Origin of the sequence: Nitrincola schmidtii (assembly GCF_008973715.1) — a bacterium.
Lineage (GTDB): Bacteria > Pseudomonadota > Gammaproteobacteria > Pseudomonadales > Balneatricaceae > Nitrincola > Nitrincola schmidtii.
Map to the genome: position 1 here is coordinate 42625 of NZ_WBOL01000013.1, position 19989 is coordinate 62613.

General features: G+C 52.4%; 6 protein-coding genes. 1 reads left to right on the forward strand and 5 read right to left on the reverse strand.

What is annotated here, in order from left to right; all coding sequences use genetic code 11:
- Positions 1-197 precede the first annotated feature (197 nt).
- From F7R24_RS11785 to F7R24_RS11800, 4 genes are all read right to left on the reverse strand, one after another.
- A complete protein-coding gene (locus F7R24_RS11785) occupies positions 198-10145 on the reverse strand; it encodes an autotransporter-associated beta strand repeat-containing protein (protein WP_151671458.1) in 9948 nt (3315 codons plus the stop codon).
- 12 nt (positions 10146-10157) lie between these two features.
- On the reverse strand, positions 10158-11792 hold the full coding sequence (locus F7R24_RS11790) for a ShlB/FhaC/HecB family hemolysin secretion/activation protein (RefSeq protein WP_206057539.1): 1635 nt from the start codon (positions 11790-11792) through the stop codon (positions 10158-10160).
- 281 nt (positions 11793-12073) lie between these two features.
- A complete protein-coding gene (locus F7R24_RS11795; protein WP_151671459.1) occupies positions 12074-12814 on the reverse strand; it encodes a response regulator transcription factor in 741 nt (246 codons plus the stop codon).
- Positions 12815-12869: 55 nt separating this feature from the next.
- Complete coding sequence (locus F7R24_RS11800; RefSeq protein WP_168926825.1) at positions 12870-14816, reverse strand: sensor histidine kinase; 1947 nt, start codon at positions 14814-14816, stop codon at positions 12870-12872.
- 417 nt (positions 14817-15233) lie between these two features.
- On the opposite strand from F7R24_RS11800, the gene F7R24_RS11805 reads away from it, so the two are divergent.
- Complete coding sequence (locus F7R24_RS11805; protein ID WP_206057540.1) at positions 15234-17804, forward strand: putative bifunctional diguanylate cyclase/phosphodiesterase; 2571 nt, start codon at positions 15234-15236, stop codon at positions 17802-17804.
- A gap of 369 nt (positions 17805-18173) precedes the next feature.
- Here the strand turns inward: F7R24_RS11805 and F7R24_RS11810 are convergent, their stop codons facing one another.
- Positions 18174-19538, reverse strand: coding sequence for a GGDEF domain-containing protein (locus F7R24_RS11810; protein WP_151671461.1), 1365 nt, complete (start codon positions 19536-19538; stop codon positions 18174-18176).
- Between the last annotated feature and the right edge of the window lie 451 nt (positions 19539-19989).

The following is a 19989-nucleotide window of genomic DNA, read 5'->3' on the forward strand; positions in this document are numbered from 1 at the left end:
ATTTCAGCATCAGGTTTTTTCGCAAATGAATTGGTTCCACTGTATAACATTCACCCTTAACGTAATGTGTGGATTTGAACCATACTCCTTGGCATGAATACAAAACAGACGACCGAAAACACAGAAAAAACAGACTTAAAGCAATACACCTCAAGGTTTTCAGATTTTCTCACTTGATAAAAAAGAGCGCAGTAACCCTAGTCACTGCGCTCAGATATCACTATCGTACTGCTGCGTCCATCAATGGTGACCATTAACTGTATCGGGAAAGCGCCGTCTGGCACAGCTGCAGCAATGAAGCTGTTGGTTTCAGGAATAAAGCGCAGCCATGCTGGTAAAGGGTCGCCATTCAACAGCGTAACCTGCACTAGCGCATTGGGTCGCGCATTCTCAATGACTTGAGCCGGCAATTGGAAGCTGAAACCCGCACCGGCTGTCGCCATATCTTTCGAAACCAGAACAGAAACAATACCATCCTGTTGAACGGTGGACGCCTGCACTAACTCAACCGAAATGTCACTAGAGTTCAGTGATAGCGATGGCGCACTTGTCTGTGATTCGGACAAAGACGCGCTATAAACGCTAGAAAATTGCGGTGGTGGTGGAAGAGTTACAGCCGAAACTGTCAAATTGGCTTCAACATAGTTGATGTCATAGTTGAGGTTACTCGCGTTGGTTACGGAACCTTGTTGAATAGCGTAAATACCTACACCACTTCCTGCTTCTCGGATCAGGTTGCCACTGATACTATCGCCAGCGACCAAGCCACGGGAACTGCTTTGCGCCTCTGTCCGAAAGGTCAGCGCTGGATCGCTCATTCCTTCCAGCTTGCTCTTGGCATCGGCTGTTATCGTGATGGGACGACGGCTGATGGACAAGATGCCATTCTCAAAGCTGAGGTTATAATTGCCATCAATGGCGTCGCCACTGACGGTGTTGGTGTAGATTCCGGCATGGATGCCGCTCGCCCCCGTTGCGTTCGGCGAAGCTATCAGCGCGCTCTTGTCTTCACCATTGACCAGCCCGCTAATAGTAAAGCCGCTGACCGAGTGCCCTAATCCGTCATAGGTGACGGTGTGGCTGTTGCCTATTATAGTGGCGCTAGCCTTGCCGATGATGAGGCTGCCGTTAGAGAAGCTGAGGTTGTAGTTGTTATCTGTGCCGCTTGCGGAGTGAACGTAGTTGCCAACATTAGTACCGCTACCGCCGCTGGTGGTAACGCCGCTCAACACTGCAATCGTCTCGCCGTTAACCAGGCCGTCAGCGGTAAAACCGCTGACACTCTGAACCAGACCGTTGTAGGTGCGGCTGTCACTGTTGGCGATAACCGTGGCGCTCGCCTTGTCGATGGTGGCTTCTGTGTTGCCTGGGGCAATCAACGTGTAGTTGCCAGCATCAGCGCCTGAAATACTGGCCTCGGTCACATTGACGGTTTTATCGACGCCCGCGTCTTTGGTGTCAAAGGCCGAAGTTTCAGTCATTGTTAAGACGTCACCCAAGATACGGTCATCACTGCTGTTGACGGTGGCATCTGTCGTGCCGTCATAAACCCGATCAACACCGGTATAACTGACATTCAGGTCTTTTTTACCCACTGTCAAAGTGCCGTCGGCGATTCCGGACACGTTATAGCCCAGTGCAGTGAGGTCAGTGGCAAGACCACTGGCGTCCACCGTATAGCTGCCCACGTTCAGGGTCGACGATGTCGAAAAGGTCGCATTGGTGATCGTCAAGCCGCTGATACCATCGCCATTCTGCAAGCTGTCGCCGCTTAGTGTGAAGGTCGGGTTGCTGTCGCCGTAGGTGATGCTGTGCGACGAAATACTGCCGCTGGCATTCGGTTGCTCGCGGTAGATGGCGTAGAGCCCGGCGCCGAGTGGGGTCGTGTAGTTGGTGTCCGTCTCGTCGCTGTTGTAGCGGAAGCGCCCGCTGCCTGAACCGACCAGGTCAGTCAGGCCGGTGCTGCCAGTGATGCTGCCGGTGAAGAGCGTCGCCCTCCCACCGTCGCCGACGGTAACCGTTTTACCGCTAGTGACGATGATATTCCCGCCTGCTGCATCGCCCGCCGCCGAGTTTTTGCCAGCATTGAGCACAATGGCGTTGGCCGAGGTATCAGTGGTAGCAATGTTTTCAGTGATGGATAGATCGCCGCTCAAAGTCTCAATCAAGATTGGACCGGTGGCACTGATGCCGGTGGGGTTGACCGTGCCGATGGTCAGCGCGTTGTTGTTGACATAGATCAGGCTGCCGACGCCGCTGGCGGCAAGGGTGCCGATGGCGTTGTTCGTTGAATTCAGCGTGACATTGCCGCTCCCGGTCAAGGCCAGTTTGTCGGCCGACAGATAGCCGCTCACCCCATTATTGGTGACATTACCGCTGCCTTGCAGGGTGATAGTATGGTTGCCGGTGGCAATCAGTGCATTATTGAGGGTGATGTCGCCGCCGTAAATCGCGATCGGGCCGGCGACAGTGGCGGCTCCCAGGCTGATATTGGCGGTATTGCCCGCCTTGCCGATGGTCAAGCCGCCGAGCGTGCCGGTGATGGGAGTGCTGGTCAGATCGAAAGCGCTACTAAAGCTGGCACTGGCCGGTTCGATCGTCAGTGCGCCGCTGCCACTGTAAGCGCTGGTGTTGGTCGCCGACAGCGGATTGTCGTTGCGAATGATCAGCGTTCCCGCATTGATGGCTGTGGCACCGCTGTAGAGGTTCACACCACCCAGCGTCAGTATGCCGCTGCCGTCTTTAATCAAGCCACCGGTGCCGCTGATAATGCCGTCGTAGGCTGCCGAGATATTGCGTGCATCACCAATGGTTAGCGTATGACTGTCCAAATCGGTCGTGCCAACACCGGTCATCGCGGAAAGGGTCTTGTCGTCTTCAATACCCAAGCTTCCGCTGTTGACCAGGCCTGAGCTGGCGGCAATGCTGCCGGTGCTGTTCAGCACAAGGTTGCTGCCAGCGCCAATGGTGGTAAGACCGGTATACGTATTTAAGCCACCCAGCGTCAATATTCCGCTGCCGGCGTTGGTGATACCAAAACCAGTCCCTGCAATCACGCCCGGCAACGTCAGCTGCGTGCCCCCGACCTCAATCAGACTGTTTGCGCCCAGTGTTACTCCACCGCCAAGGGAACTGGTGCCAAAGCTGGTGGCCAGCGTGCCGCCATTCAGAATGATGGGTTCTGCGCCGATGGCGACGTCTCTCAGATCCAGCGTCGCGTCACTGGAAACCGTGGTGGTGCCGCCAATGCCGCCCAGTCCGTTTACATGGGTCACCTGCAACGTACCGGCATCAACAATAATTGAGGATGAAAAATTGGCGTTATTACCCGCAAAAACAGCTGTGCCGACGCCCCTTTTTGTCAGAGAACTGAGACCATCGTCAAAAAGTCTGCCCAAGAAGGTAAGCTGACTGCCTGTGGTCACATCGATCGACCTGGACCCGCCGTCGACGTTAAGGCCCACCTCGACGTCACCCGATACGCTGCTGTCGCCGCTGTCAGATTGCGTCGCCAGCGTGCCAATCAAAGTAATCCATTCGGCCGTGTTAATGCCTTTGAGTTCCAGCGTGGCACCAGCACCAATGGTTGTTCCGCTGGCCACAGTGCCGCTGGCGCCCAAGGCATCGTCATGGGCGGCAATCAACTTGCCGGCGTCAATACGGGTGTTGCCCATGTAGGTATTGATGCCGGAAAGCGTGAAGCTGCCGACCCCTTTTTTGACCAGCGAGCCCGTGCCCGAGATCACGCCAGCAAAGTCGGTTGTGGCATTGTTACCGCCGGTCTCTAAAACCTTGCTGCCCAGCTGGATGCTGCCGGCACCGGCAAGGGAGCCGACCGTTTGGTCAACATCAACCAGACTGAAAGTCGCGCCACTGGCAACACTCAGCGATGTTCCAAACGGCAGCACATTGTTTTGGGTGAGTTCCAGTTCTCCGGCGCTGATGGTCGTCGCGCCAGAATACTCATGTAATCCACCAAACATGATGCCCTTGGTTATTCCACCCATCGTTAGCTTACCGCTGCCGGCTTTGATAAGGCCACCGGTGCCGCTGATGACGCCACTGTAGGTGGCATCAAAACCTCTGTCGTCGCCAATGGTCAGCGTGCCGCTCAACGTGGTCGCACCGTTGCCGGTTATCGCGGCAATGGTTTGGTCGGTCTCAATGCTGAAGGTGCTGTTAATGCCATTGTTGGCAACGCCGGAACTGGCGGCAATCGAGCCAGTGCTGTTCAGCGCGAGGGTGCCGGCGCTGATGGTCGTCACGCCCGAATACGCATGTATCCCGCCCAGCGTGAATGTACCGCCGCCGACCTTGGTCAGGCCGCCGGTGCCGCTGATGATGCCGTTGTACAAGAAGCTGGTGGCGTTACCAATGGTCAGCGTGTGGCTTTCCAGCAAGGTCGCGCCGTCGCCGGTCATCGCGGCGAGGGTCTTATTGCCAGCAATAGTCAAGGTGCCGCCGTTCGCGACGCCAGAACTGGTGGCGATGGTGCCGGTGCTGTCCAGCGCCAGGGTGCCGCCAGCGCTGATGGTGGTGGCACCGGTATAGATGTTTATGCCACCCAACGTCAGGGTGCCGGTGCCGGCCTGGGTCAGCCCACCGGCACCGCTGATGATGCCGTTGTAGATAGACGAGTTGTTGCTGTCATCGCCAATGGTCAACGTGCCACCCAACGCGGTGGTGCCGCTGCCGCTCATCGAGTCGATGGTTTTGTCGCCGACAATGCTGAAGTTGCCGCTGTTGGCGACGCCGGAGCTGGCGGCAATGTCGCCGTCAATGCTCAGCGCGAGGGTGCCGGCGCTGATGGTCGTGCTGCCGGTATAGGTGTTCACGCCACCCAGCGTCAGGGTGCCGCTGCCCGCTTTTATCAGGCCGCCGCTGCCGCTGATGATGCCGCTGTAGTCGGATGGCCGATTTGTTCCGTCGCCAATGGTCAGCGTGTGGATGTCCAGGAAGGTCGTGCCAGCGCCGGACATCGCGGCGATGGTCTTGTCGCCATCGATAGTGAAATTGCCGCCGTTGGTCACGCCGGAACTGTCAAGAATGGTGCCGGTGCTGTCCAGCGCCAAGGTGCCGGCACTGATGAGGGTGGCGCCGGTATAGGTATTGGCACCGCTGAGCGTCAATATGCCGGTGCCAGCCTGTCCCAGACTGCCAATGCCAGTAATGATGTCGGCAATAGTCAGGTCATCGCTGCGGTTAAAGACCAGGCTGCCATTGTTGGTCACCGCACCGCTACCGATCTGGCCTGTGATGCCACCATTGCCCACTTGCAATGTGCCGGTAGAGTTGATGATGGTAGTGCCACTGTAAGTGTTATCACCCGTGAGCGTCAATGTACCGCCGCCGGCCTTGGTCAGACCGCCGGTACCGCTGATGATGCCGCTATACAGGGACGAGGTATTGCTGGCATTGCCGATGGTCAGTCTATTTGCGCCCAAAGCGGTGGTGCCGCTGCCGGTCATGGCGGCGATGGTCTTGTTGCCGAGAATGCTGAAGGCGCTGTTGTTGGCAACCTCAGAACTATTGGCAATCGTGCCACTTGCATTCAAAGTCAGCGTGCCGGCGCTGATGGTTGTGCTACCGGTATAGGTGTTCACGCCACCCAGCGTCAGGGTGCCACCACCGTCTTTGATCAGGCTGCCTGTGCCGCTGATGATACCGCTGTAGAGGGACGAGGTATTGCTGGCATTTCCGATTGTCAGCGTATGTGCGCCCAAAGCGGTCGAGCCACTACCAGTCATGGCGGCGATGGTCTTGTTGCCAAGGATACTGAAAGTGCCGCTGTTGGCGACGTTGGAGCTATTCGCAATAGTACCGGTGCTACTCAGTGTTAACGAACCAGCGCTAATGGTTGTGGCGCCGGAATAGCTGTTCGTACCCGAGAGCGTGAGCGTGCCGGTGCCGGTCTTGGTAATGCTACTTGCACCTGAAATCACGCCTGACAAGGTCAGCTGCGTCCCGCCAACGTCGATAAAGCTATTTGCTGTGCCCAGCGTTACTGCACCGCCAAGGGAACTGGTGCCGGAGCTATTGGCCAGCGTGCCGCCATTGAGGGTGATGGGTTGGGCGCCAATGGCGACGTTTTGCAGATCAAGCGTACCATTAGTGGCAACGATGGTGTTGCCGGATGTTGCACCCAGTCCGGCAGCGTTTGTAATCCGTAGGATACCAGCGTTGATAGTTGTGGCGCCAGAATAGCTGTTCGCACCCGAAAGCGTGACAGTCCCGGTGTTGTTCTTGGTCAGCGCTATTCCGGTACCCCCCAGCCTTGCGGAGATCGTGCCAGACTCAACCGTGTAACTGCTCCCGGTCAGCGTCCCAGTACCGGTAATGCTGCCACTGGTCAGGGTGACTGCACCCACGGTATCGCTGTGGCTACCGATATTGAATGTGCCGCCGTTGACATTGATCGCCGACGAATTGCTGATCCTATCTGATGCCCCCAGCAACAATGTGCCGGCGCTGATGATCGTGTCGCCGGTGTAGGTGTTGGCACCGCTCAGCGTCCACGTACTATTACCAACCTTGGTGATACCGCCAGGGCCGCTGATGACACCGCTGTAGACGCGATTGGTGTTATTGCCAACGGTCAGCCTATGACCGTTCAAAGCGGTGTCGCCGTTACCGCTCATCCCGTTGATGGTCTTGTTGCCAAGGATGCTGAAATTACTATTATTTTCGACGTTTGAGCTGGCCCCAATACTACCGCTGACGTCTAGCGTCAGCAGGCCGTTGTTGATGATGGTGGTGCCGCTATAACCATTGTTACCGCTGAGCTGCAGTATGCCGCCGCCTTCCTTGGTCAGGCTGCCATTGCCGGAAATGATGTTTGCAACAATCAAATTATCGCTGCGGTTAAAGACCAAGCTGCCATTGTTGGTTACATTACCGCTACCGAGTGTGCCAGTCGTGCCATTGTTGCCGATTTGCAATGTGCCAGCGTTGATGGTTGTGGTGCCGGTGTAGGTGTTGGCCCCCGAGAGCGTGACAGTCCCCCCGGTGCTCTTGGTCAGCGCTATTCCGGTACCCCCCAGCCTTGCGGAGATCGTGCCGGAATTGACCGTGTAACTGCTCCCTGTCAACGTCCCAGAAGTGCCGACAATGCTGCCACTGGTCAGGGTAACCGCACCCACGGTATCGCTGTAGCTGCCGATATCCAATATGCCGCCGTTGATATTGATCGCCCCCGTGCTGATCACATTGTCTGCACCGTAGCGGAGCCAGCCGTCGTTGATGGTTGTGGTGCCGGTGTAGGTGTTCGCCCCCGTGAGAATGACAGTCTCGTTGGAGTTCTTGGTCAGCGCTGCCGTACCCCCCAGCCTTGCGTTGATCCAGCCGCCCATGACCATATAGCTGCTCCCGGTCAGCGTCCCGGTGCCGTTAATGGTGCCATAGTTCAGGGTAACCGCACCCACGGTATCGCTGTAGCTGCCGATATCCAATATGCCGCCGTTGACATTGATCGCCGACGAATTGCTGATCCTATCTGATGCCCCCAGCGCCAATGTGCCGCTGTAGATGGTCGTCGCACCGGTATAGGAATTGTTCCCCGTCAGCGTCACGGTGCCATTGCCCGTTTTTGCGAGCTGACCCGAACCGGAAATGACCTGGCCCACCGTCCAGGAAGTTGCACTAAATGCGGAGTTGAGCGTGATCGTGTTGCCGTTCGTGTTCAACGTTCCAGTGCCGGTCCACGCACCGGATGTCCAGATTGTCAGATTGCTGTTCAGGGTGACGTCATTGACATGGACATTGCCGCTCACCCCGGATCCACCCAGAGTTATTTCCGAAATCCGGGGATTGAAATACGTCGAGAAATAGGTGCTCGGCAAGCTGAGCGTGCCGGTGCCGGTGCCAATGGCCATCGTTGCACTACTATGAAAAGTCGACGGGAGCACGGTCAGGGTGCCGGAGGTGTTGATGGAGGTCGACAAGCCCAGATTGATCTTGTCGGTCCTCAGTCTGATGGCGCCTGTCGTGGAGGGGCCGCCGATGGTGTTGGTGCCGGTTTGTGTTCGGATGCCGTTGCCGGTGCTGCTGTAAAACCCGGTTATTCCGATGGCACCGGATGTTGTAGTGATCGTCGAACCATTCTCGATCATCACGCCGGTCGAGTTACTTCCTGAGCCCCCCGTACCGGTAATGGAAATCGCTCCAGTCGCTGCTTGCACCGTCGCGCCCTTGAACAGCACACCGTAGGAGTTAACAAAATCACTGTCGCTGGTCCCCACGTAGTTAATGGTGCCGGCCCCGGAGGTTTTGACAGTGCCCTCTTGCCAAATGCCGTAAGCATCTTGGGAGTTGGTGCTTCGACCGCGAATCGAGATATTGCCGCCGCCAGCATCGATGATCGAATCGGTACTCAGCAGGACCCCCTGCAGAATGTTGCCGGTGACGGATGCCGCATAACCGGTCGCTGGATTTGTCCCACCGCCGATGGTGACATTGCCACCACGCGTCGTGATTCGCCCCCCTTGTTGAACATGTACAGCACCCGAACCGCTGTTATTTGCATCCGACCACAACACCACTGACAAAGGACCGCTCGTAGATTCGATATACGCGTTTTGGTTTATTTGCACGTTTCTATGCGCTTTGAGGGTCAGCGTGCGCGCAGCAGAACCCGTATAACTGATGTTTCCATCGTCCTGGACGACGATATCCCCATCCCCTGTACCTACCGTGGTCTGAATCGTGACGTTGTTGCTGCTCAATGCCGTCACAATGGCTGAAGCGGCAATGTAGCTGTTCCCGTTGGTGGTCTCGGAGTTGGAGGTGAAGGTTCCTGAATTGAGGTTGTACTGGTTTCCGTTCGAATTGATGTAGATACTGATCGGATCAAGCAACCACTCGCCGGCCGTGCCATCGCTTGCCAGGGTGCTGACGGCCGCGCCGTCCACATTCAGCACATAACCCGAAGTTTCGACCTCGCCACCTTTGCCGCCCTCGGCGCCGCCCTTGGCGAGGATGGTGCCGGCGACGGTGGTTACCGAATCGATGCGCTTCACGTCCGACCACAGCACCACCGTGCCGCCGTCGCCGTTTTGCGTGGCACTGGCGTCAATGGTGGCGCCCGCTTCCATGGTCACGGTGGTGGCCTGGTGCAGCGCATGGGGGTCGTCAAACACGCGGCGCTCTTCGTTGGCGCCGCCCTGCCAGTCGCCACCTACAAGCACCTCGCCACCGCCGTGGGTGCCGGTGGCACCGAGCCGGCTGTCGCTGGTGAGGGTAATGTGGTCGCCCTCCAGCACAATGCGGCCGCCTCTCTCGACCAGCCCGCCGGCCTCGATGGCGCCGCTGTTCCTGACCACGCTGCCTTGCAACTGGTCAGCGGCGCGGGCGGATAGGATCACCAGCCCGCCAGGGGCCTGAACAGCATTGCCGTTTTCAACCAGCGCGGCCAATGCGGTGGGTTCCACCTCAATACTGGCCAGAGTGTTGCTGTTGGAGAACTGCAGTTGATAGGACTCACCGGCCGCCAAGGCAACGGTGCCCATCTGGGCAATAACCACGCCATCGTTGCGCACTTCCGGCGCCAACAGGGCGATGTAGCCGTTCAGCGTCGCGGTGAGGGTGCCCTCGTTGATGACGCTGCCGGTAGCGCCGTCGCGGGTGAAGCGGTCGTTGCCCGCCATAAAGTCGTCGTTGCTGATGCTGTGGGTGGTGGCCACCAGACCGCCGACATTGACGCTAGAACCAGGGGCGAAATAGACGCCGTTAGGGTTACTGAGAAAGACCTGACCGTTGGCGTTGATCTGGCCGAAGATCTGGCTGGGGTTGCTGGAAAGTACGCGGTTGAGGGTGACCGCGCTACTGGATGGCTGGTGAAAGTTGACCGTCGCCTCAGCGCCCACGTTAAAGGTCTGCCAGTCGATAGCTGCACGTTGGCTGGTCTGGGTGATGTTCATGTTGGCGCCAGACTGCGCAATGCCCGCCTGACCGGCGACGACTTGGCCGCCAGTGGGTAACTCATTAGGAGGCGGTGCCTGTGCAAACGTCAGGGACGGCAGTATGGCGGCTATTGTGCCGGTTAGCAGCAGGGCACGCGATGAACGCTTACCGCATGCCTTGGCGATCTCGGAAACGACGACCCAAGCACCCATTGATGCTTTCCAAACGAGACGGTAAGTCTTATTCATGATCGTGCCTCCTTAAAAAGGCATGCTGGCGCTGAACCACCAGCGGTGTTTATCTAAGCTCCCGTCCTGGTCTGTGCCAGTGACGGTTGAATTGGGATTACTACCGTCGCGGCGCGCCCAGGTCGCCTTGAGGTTCAGCCCAGAATTGGACAGCCAGCCAAGACTAAGGCCATAGCCTTTCAAACGGTAACTGTTGGGAATGGCAGCACCAGCAAAGTCATTATTGACGTTCTGGCGAATTCGTCCCCAATCGTAAAAAGCGGTGGTAGTGACGCCTTGCAGCAATCGCCAGCGCAGTTCGAGATTGGCCATCTGCCCAAGCGAGCCGCCCCCTTCGTTGCTCGGGAAAGCACGCACCCCGTTGGCACCACCGAGGTAAAATTTTTCTGAAGAATCCAGATTCGTGTTAGCCCACTGACCCGACCACGCGGCATACAGGCTGAGCTCGGGCGTGATCACCTGCTGACGGCTGAGCCTGTAATTCAGTTTGCTGAAGCTACCGTGGGTGCGAGTGGTGGCGTCATCACCGGGGCGGTTTGGAGAACCATCCAGATCAACGCGCCCCTGCACCAGATAGAGACTGGCCGCATTGGCACCACCACCCGCCAGAGTATCGAAAAGGTTACCGCTCAAGCCAACTGTGACGTTATCCACCTGGTAATTGCTAATGGTGGTGGCGTTGGCCTCGTTATCAAAACGCCGGTGGTCGTAGGCGAGACGGAAGTAGAGGTTCTTCACTCGGGAGCGGATCAGTGGATAGTTCGCTTCTAGTCCCATCGAGGATGAATCACCCTTGCCGTTAAGTGCCTTAAATTCGGGGGAGATAAGCTGGTAGTTAAGGAGCGAGCCGTTGATGCCGACGCGCCAGCCGTCACTACCAAGCGGCAAGGTATAGGCCAGGCGGATATACTCCGTACCCTTGCTATAGAGAAGATTGGCCGCCAGTTGATCGCCAAGACCCAAGGGGCTAGCAAGGGTGATATTTGAGGTTAGGCGTTCCACCCCAGTGGCGCGGGAACCGCTATTATCAAGTGTCACCTCGCCAATGGCGAAGGATTGGTCGGCCAGTTTAATGACCAGATCGGTCTCCCCTTCAGCCGTGCCTGGACGCAGAGTGCCGGCAACAGCAACACCGGGCAGGTCGTCCGCCAACAGCAGACCACGATCAATGGCTTTAGCGCTGAGCGGCGCACCCGGTTCTAGTCGAGCGCCAAAACGGGCCGCGACGATGGCGGGCTTCACCCGTGTGGCTTCCCCCTCAAGATGCAAGCGGCCAAAGACCGCTTCAACGATCTGGATGGTCACAATGCCGTCTTCAATCTCCTGCCGTGGCAGGTAGGCTCGCACAATCCATCCGGCTTCGCGATAGGCGTTAGCGACGGCAACAGTGGCAGCCTGCAACTGGTTGAAATCAATTGGTCGATCGAGGAATCCGGCAATGACCGGTGCAAGCTGTTCATCACTGAGGAGAGTATTACCAGCAAAGCGGAATTGCTTGACGGTCACACTAATGGCCTCTGGACTCATTTCAGGTGGGGGCGGCACACGATCAGGTGCATCAAGCGGTGGCAAGGACAGCGGCCGTTCACGCTCGATTTGCTGTTGTAGCGCACCCGCATCGGGTGGGACCTGGGCATGAGCGGTCACAGCGCTCAATACAAGAGAGCACAATAACAGGGACGATAACAGGGGAAATAGCCGTGGCATGGACGCGTAATTCAATGTAATTAACCTATGGTACAAGCAGTTGATTGCTTTAATCCTTCGCTTGGCAAAAAAACAATTCTCTGTTTCCCTTGTTCCCTAAGTCATCTTACTTAAATGCTTATTTCTTATAATTTACGACAAAGGGGCCAGAATAACACCCCACCAATACCATCCAAATCTATCCGATACACGATAGAAAACATGATGTTAAAAGATTCTAACTAAAGTACGTGGAGGGGCTCGCTAAAACTATACCCCACGCCATAAGCGGTCAGGATGGGCGGTGGCAAATCGGAACCTTCGGTTATTTTCTGACGCAAGCGGCGAATCATGTTATCGAGTGCACGCTGTGTTGACTCATCGTCACGGCCGTAGATACGTTCAAGCAACTGACTGCGAGCAACGGTGTGGGTGCCTGCGGCACAGAAAAGCTCGAATGTGCAGGTTTCGTGAGGGCTCAATGCAAACACTGTCCCCGTCGGTGAGGTTAACTGGCGGCGTGCGCGATTGAGTTGCCAGAGCATCCCCGTGGTATTTTCTCCAACAGGTTCATGGCCATAACGTTCAAGGTAGCGCCGGTTCATAGCGACCACGGCAGCCAGCAGCTCGCGGCTATCGAGTGGTTTACTCAGCAGAAGGTCTGCGCCGGTGTGATAAGTTTCAATGCGATTTTCGATACTATCGTTGGCAGTGATGATAATAATCGACATGCGGGTATTTTGCCGGGCGTATTGCGCCAGCACGTGGCCAGGCTGGTCTGGCAGGCCGAGGTCGATGATCGCAACATGAAATGTATCACCCCTAGCCAAGGCTTGATAGAAAGCCATGCCCGTGCCCACAGCGATGACGCTGCAACCATTCAGTTCTAGATATTCAGCCAAGGCATCGCGCAAGTCTGCGTCGTCCTCCACCAGTAATACCTGGGTTTTGGATAGCTGATGATTCACTATTGTTTTTATCATTCGGTCATCATAATTTAGCCACTTTAAATCACCAACCCATCAATACCATCGAAATCTATCCATTTACATCACCCTGCAACAACGGCAGTTTTAAGGTGACGATGAAACGATCAGAGGGTACGGTAGCAATGGTCACATCGCCTGCGTGGTCCTGCACAATGCGCCTGACGATATAGAGACCCAGCCCCATGCCGCTTTTCCCAGCAACTGAAGCACCACGCTCCCAGCGCTCGAAAAGCTTTTCTCGGTCATGAACACTGTGAGGATCGATCGCATTCTCGATAACGAGCACGGCGTGTTCACCAGCATGATTCAGTGTCACCAAGACCGTATCGTGGCTGCAATATTTGGTAGCATTACCCAGCAGATTTCGCAGCACGGTAAAGATCAGTCCGGCATCGCCAAAGATGTTGAACTTCTCCGGCGCTTTTCGGTAGTCGAAATGACAGTGTGGAACCGCTTGATGTGTTTCGATCATGGCTTCATCGAGCAGAGCCTTTAGGTCAATGGTGGTGAATTTAGGTTGCGGCGGCCGACCAAGATTGTGGGCATGCAAAGCATCCGAAAAAATATTTTCGAATCGAGACAGTGCTGTCGTTATGACGCCAAAACGCTTTTCGTCTATCTGCTGTTTAGCATGGATGATGTCGAGATTCGTTCGTACGATGGATAACGGAGTGCGATATTCATGGCTGATAGTATCGATAAAGCGACCCTGCTCGTCACGCATGCGACGCTCACCCATGAGTGATTGCTCCAATTGTTGTTTACTGGCAATCAACTCTTCATTCATTTGACTGGCGATAACTAAGGCATTTTCCTCGGCATGGGCTGAGGCTTTTCGCAAGGTAGCCTCAGCAGCCAGCACACGTTCAGCAAGACCAAGCATCATCACTAATATGTGAAAGGTGGTTGTAAATTGTACGGCATGACGAGTGTATTCATGCAAGGGTAATATCCCAAGAACGCCCAGAATAGTGATCAGCACACCCAGACTGTTAACGCCAAAAGCAATCAGGAACCACCGTCCCGTTGCGACCTCACCGCGCTTGATTGAACGCCAGGCAAGCCACGGATTGAGTAATGCCATGAAGATAACATTGAAGTTCAATATCTCGGTGATGGACGGATACCATGCAGTACCGCTAGACAAGGCCATGATCAGACCAGAAACAATGATGACCTGCTGGTAGCGATACACCCAAGGATGGTGCTTGGCCGTGTTAAAAAGAAACATGACGAACAAGGTCACACTGGCAAAGGTTAGGCCGACACCCGCACCGACAAACCAGTCAGCCAGAAGGTGCGCCGTTTGTGGCATAAGCAAGCGGACAATGCCTTCGATTCCCAGTGTGGAGACCGCAACCGATAAGACATAGAGTCCGTACATCGCATTGATCTTGTCACGCAAGCGCAGTGCCAACAGGAAGTTGATGATGGCCAGTGCAAAGGCAATCGCAATATAGGCACTTTGCCACAGCAGATGCCGAGCCGTTTTGGTATGCAACTCAGATGGGGAAACCAGCTGTGCCGCCAGATTGTGAGCGCTATAAGAATGAACACGAATAAAGATATTGATAGAAGCGCCAGGTTCAATCAACAGTGGCACCGTCATCAAAGCAGTTGGCAAGGGTTGATTCGCCACAGGGGTGTGATCACCCACCGAGACGCGCCGGTAATCTTGAGGCTGACCAGGCTCCACACCATCGCGAATATAGACATCCACCTCGTCAAGGTACGGGGGTTCCATTAGCAGTGTGGGCGCAACTGGCAAGGCACCGTCGTTGATGACAACGACATTCAACCAACTGGCAACCGGCGCATAACCACGATTTAAGCGTCCCGGCAGCTTATGCATACGCCCTTCTGCTTGCGCAACAAGGACGTCGGCTAGCAAGAGTTCGTTGTCATCGTCAGGTAGGAACTGCATCTGCCCGTTGAGAGACACAGCAGTGGAGTGAGCGTTGAAAACAACTTGGGCGTAAACAAAAGAACTACTCATCCAGAGGCAAACTGCGATTAAAAAAACCGGAAACTTAATCTTCATCAGTCTATTGGTTGCTGTTTAAACATCGCTTCGTACCACCGCACATGGGCTCTCTACAATAATTAAACCAAGAGTAACTATATCTTAGACGCTTTGCACGCAGAAAACTGAGTCAAAAAATTCAAAAATACATACTCATGGCCTATGTGGTTTATTACCTGAATCAAGGGTATGAACTTCTATTGCCTATACACATCTCAGCAAACCTTTTTTGAAACTCATCAATCCAACATAGCACGTTGATTTTTATCAATTTCATACCATACTTTCAGCTATCTATCGAACGTGACTAGCACTCATGTTGGATTGACAAATTTGATGTAACCACATATTTTAAACGGAAATATAACTATAAATTCTTGAGAGAATGGATTGAACAAAATCATTCGCTTCTTAAAAACACTCCCTGGTTTTGTCTTTGGCGCAATCACCTTAGTTACATTCGCTGTTTTTTTCGCAGTCACTATTGCTGCCTCCTTGCTTTATGAAAACGTAATCGACAAACAAGCGCAGCAAACCTCAGAGGCGATTGCAAATCATACTTTTAGTACGATGTTTATGATCATGAGCCAGGGATGGACACGTGAAGAGATGGAAGCATTTGTAGATGCCACACAATCTGCCTATCAGAACAGCCCGTTTGAGATTGCACTCTATCGAGGTGAAAAAGTAGTACGGCTCTATGGCGAGGTAGCTCAGCGACAACCTGATGCCGATGTTCTTCGTCTATTTGAAGGCGCTGGAAAGCAAATTTTGGACGAGGGTAACTACATTCGAAGGCTTTTTCCTGTTGAAGCCCGATCAGAATGTTTGAGCTGCCACGTTAATGTTAATGAGGGTGATGTGTTAGGCGTCATAGCACTCAGGCAGAACAAGCAATCGATCAATGCAGAATTACGTTCGGATCATGTAATTCTTTTTATGCTGTTTGGATTGTTCACTTTCCTGATAGCGACCATGATTTCAGTGTTTGCATCACGCAAAATCAATGATTCCACAGCAGAGTTTGGTGATCGTCTTCGTTCAGTCAATACAGTGACAGACTTTAAACAATTAAACGTCAATGATGTTGATTTTTACTTTGAGGAGTTCAACAACACCTATAAGCAAATCAATATTCTGATGGAGCGTTTGAAAGATGTCGCTGTTGATAAGGATATTCTTGAGTTTGAAATACGTCTTCTCAGCAAATTCATTATTACCTCAGAAGTTGTTAAGGATTGGCGAGACTTTATCAAAGATCTGTTGATCGATATTAACACCATTATCAAAGCTTACTCATTGGTAACCATTTTTCAGGTCGATGAAGAGGGTTACGAACTTGAAGTGTTTTGGTATAACGATGTATCCGAGAAAACGAAGTCTCAGTTTGAAGCTGTTGTTACCAAGCAAATAGGAAGCAATACTCATTATCACAGTGGCGCAGCGATACTGAACATCGTTCATCATGTAGCCCAAACAGATGATGAGCAAAAAAATGACATTGAGTTAAGTGCCTATGACATAGATTTGCAAACCAAATCTTTATTGCTTGATACGCCGAAGATTGGCGGTGTTGTTGGAATAGGTGTGCAATCCGATATGGCTAAGGACCCTGTTCGTCACATTGTCATAGATAGTATTTTGACAACGCTGCTAAATCTTGTTGGTTCAGTTAAAGCCATTTATAAATACACAAAGGACTTGGAGTATTACGCAACCAGAGATCCTTTAACTACGCTGCATAATCAACGTATGTTCAATGAACTGCTTGGTTATGAGGTTGGGCGCTCAACCCGTCACAATGAAGAGTTCAGTTTGTTAATGCTGGATCTGGATAACTTTAAAAACGTCAATGATCGATACGGACATGCCTTTGGTGATCAATTCCTACATGCCTTCGCTAAAATTTTGGAAAAAGCTGTCCGTCCAGGAGATTTTGTTTCTCGCTACGGTGGTGATGAGTTCACCATAATTCTACCTGAAACCGGTGAAGAACAAGCCTTCACCGTGGCAAACCGTATTGCTGGCTTGTTAGAAAAGTTTGCTTTGAACTCCCCTGATGGCAGCACTGTTCGAGCCACAACATCTATTGGTATCGCGGTCTATCCCCGTCATGCAAACGATCCGAGAGATATGTTCCTGGTCGCAGATAACATGATGTACAAAGCCAAACGTATGGGGAAAAATCAGATCGCCATTCCTGATGAAAATGAAATGGCAGAGGTATTCAAAGCCGTTGGTGAAAAAAATCAAATGGTTCTAAATGCACTAGAAGAGCAGCGAATCATTCCTTATTTCCAGCCGATTGTTTCTCTTGAAACGGGAGCTGTACAGATTCATGAGCTTTTGATGCGTATCGATTTAGGTGATCGAATCGTTCCAGCGGGAGAGTTTATTGATATTGCTGAGTCGATTGGTGTTGTTCACAAAATGGACTATTTACTGATCGAAAAAGCGTTCAAACAAATGCATGAACAGCAATATGAAGGTATGTTGTTTATCAACCTTTCACCAAAATCATTGATTATTAGTGAGTTCATCTCAAGAGTTAGGCAATTAGCGATGGAACACTCAATCGAGCCTAGTCGCATTGTCTTTGAGCTGACAGAGCGTGAAACCGTCAGTAACATGGCTTTATTAGAGCGCTTTGTTCAAGATTTGAAGCTGGAAGGATTTAACTTTGCTATTGATGACTTTGGCTCGGGCTTCTCATCTTTTCATTACATTAAACATTTCCCCATCGATATCATAAAAATTGAGGGAGAATTTATACGTAACATGTTGATTGATGACAAGGATATGGCCTTCGTGAAAAGCATTGTAATCTTAGCTCAAAGCTTGGGAATCAAAACAGTCGCTGAGTTCGTTGAAGGTGAAGAAATTATGACTGCAATTCGCGAACTGGGTGTTGATTATGGGCAAGGTTATTACATAGGACGCCCAAGCGATCGTCTTTGTTAATCTAAAGTAACGACAACTACAAACACCAAAGTCGTTAATACTACGATTCGTGTTTTAAGCTTTGGGGTGGTTAAAAACATTTAGGACATTTTCCTAACAATCCGTGAAGTCTAGTGGTCGCACGAACCCCTAGAAATCGGCGAATTAACTGTAACAATGTAAGGTACCCTGATAAGGCATTGTGCTGACTAAGCATCCTGACCTCCGTGTATTTACTTAAGCATAATCCAAAATACTGACTTATTGTATTTTTTGCTCATAAATTAGACTTGTGCATCTAAAATACTCTTCAGTTTACCGGTATTTCACTTCACCCATTGATGAGAACCTTAGTTTGTTGTTCAGTGCGGATCACTAGAGCAGCCGATGCTATGCTAACACCACACGGTTACGCCCCGAATTTTTAGCCTCATAAAGGGCTGCATCAGCACGTTGGATAATGCGTTCGTAATCGGGATGGCCATCACTCAGGGCGACCCCGAGACTGGCAGTTACTGTAATGGTCTTTCCAGTCAACAGCATCACGCGCGTTTCAGCGATACTGGTACAAAGTTTTTCTGCCACCTTGCGCGCTTGCCCCTCATCTACCTCGGTAAGCAATAGCAAAAACTCCTCACCACCATAACGAAATACAAAATCGCTAGAACGCACTCGGTTGGTCATTAGTCTGGCAACCTGTTGGAGCACCAGATCACCTCCATCATGGCCGTAATTGTCATTTACCTTCTTGAAGTGATCCACATCCAGCATCACCACGGCAAAACTGAATCCCTTGCGTCGCGACAATTCAATTTCACGTTTGAGAATGGAGGGTAAATAGCGCCGATTGAACAACTGGGTTAGTACATCACGCCCCACCTCCATATCGTTTGCGCGATCGAACATATCCCCTAGCAAAAACTTAATCTGTTCGATTTCGTGTTGAATAGTTCGCAGCAAAATGCGCCTACTATCATTCGACATCTCGACCGCCTGAGCAGCGACAAGCTGTGGAATGAGAGTTGTGTCGATACACTCAATAGATTGGTTTAGGGCACTAAGCTCACGTTGCTCATCAAACACCAGACTGGCCTTATGGTTAAGCCATAGCCCAAACGAAGAAGCACGCAAATACACCACCTCACGCAGGGGAAGCTCAATCGCCGACTCACGAAATAAGCGGCTCTCCCATTCCAGCAAAGCCCCCAACTGCCGCTCCCGTTCGGCGGCCATGTTATATCCCGAGACGAACAGCTTGAAGGCTTCATCCGCACGAACGCCCATATCATGAGAACAGACGTAGGAGACGCTCATCACCTCAAAGGCGATATCAAACAGCTGGTACACATGCAACACGGCACTAATCAGCTCATCACGCTGCAAACTAGATTGTTGTAAATGCTGGTTAATCGTCTGTTTGAGCCATTGCATGCCACGCAATACCAAGTTAACTGGGATCTGGGCACGGGCATGCACCTCCCCCACATGGCGTTGCATGGCGATGAATTGTGTCAGTGCGGCACTATCCTCACTGCAAAGCAACTGTTCCAGCCAGACAGCCATGCTGGGCTTGAGACGCTGCTGCACAGTGGCCGCCTCCAGAAACGGCTTGGAATCTGGGTCGCTTAGCATCACAACATAAAACCCTTCTGCTAGGGCTACCTTCTCACGTTCAATGATTACCCGAATCTGCTTGCGCACCTCGTGTTCGATCTGCCCATACAAAGCATCAATCCGGTTTTTATCTTCCATCATTATTTACTCTCAGAGTCATACGACGATGATCCAACTTCATGCTAGACCAACCATCTTCAAATGCAGCGGGCGGCGTATCCGGATGCCTAACCATGTTAGGGTTTTTGCAAAAAAACTTATCGTCCCTGAAACCGCTTATGTTTATAAAGTCGTCATTGACATAAGCGATAACGCCCTTGAGGCGCTTAGTTGATAGGATTTTGGCGTATCCGATTAACCCTCATCAACTTGGGTGGCAGGTAGGTTTTGTTTCATTTCAATTAGGAAGCCTTTGTTATTCTTGTTATTTACGTTGCACATTACGACACATTAAGATTTGGGCATATTTCATACTGTCTCAATTTCACAGAAAAATAAAGTGATTTTTAACTAGGACAACTGTATCAATTAGTACTACATAGGCTCTCGAATACAGTTAAAGTATCTGTAATTAATAGATAAAAATTATCAG

Excerpts from the sequence above, each read along its gene's own strand:
- F7R24_RS11785 (WP_151671458.1), bottom strand. The coding sequence starts at position 10,145 with ATGAATAAGACTTACCGTCTCGTTTGGAAAGCATCAATGGGTGCTTGG.
- F7R24_RS11795 (WP_151671459.1), bottom strand. The coding sequence starts at position 12,814 with ATGATAAAAACAATAGTGAATCATCAGCTATCCAAAACCCAGGTATTA.
- F7R24_RS11800 (WP_168926825.1), bottom strand. The coding sequence starts at position 14,816 with ATGAGTAGTTCTTTTGTTTACGCCCAAGTTGTTTTCAACGCTCACTCC.
- F7R24_RS11810 (WP_151671461.1), bottom strand. The coding sequence starts at position 19,538 with ATGATGGAAGATAAAAACCGGATTGATGCTTTGTATGGGCAGATCGAA.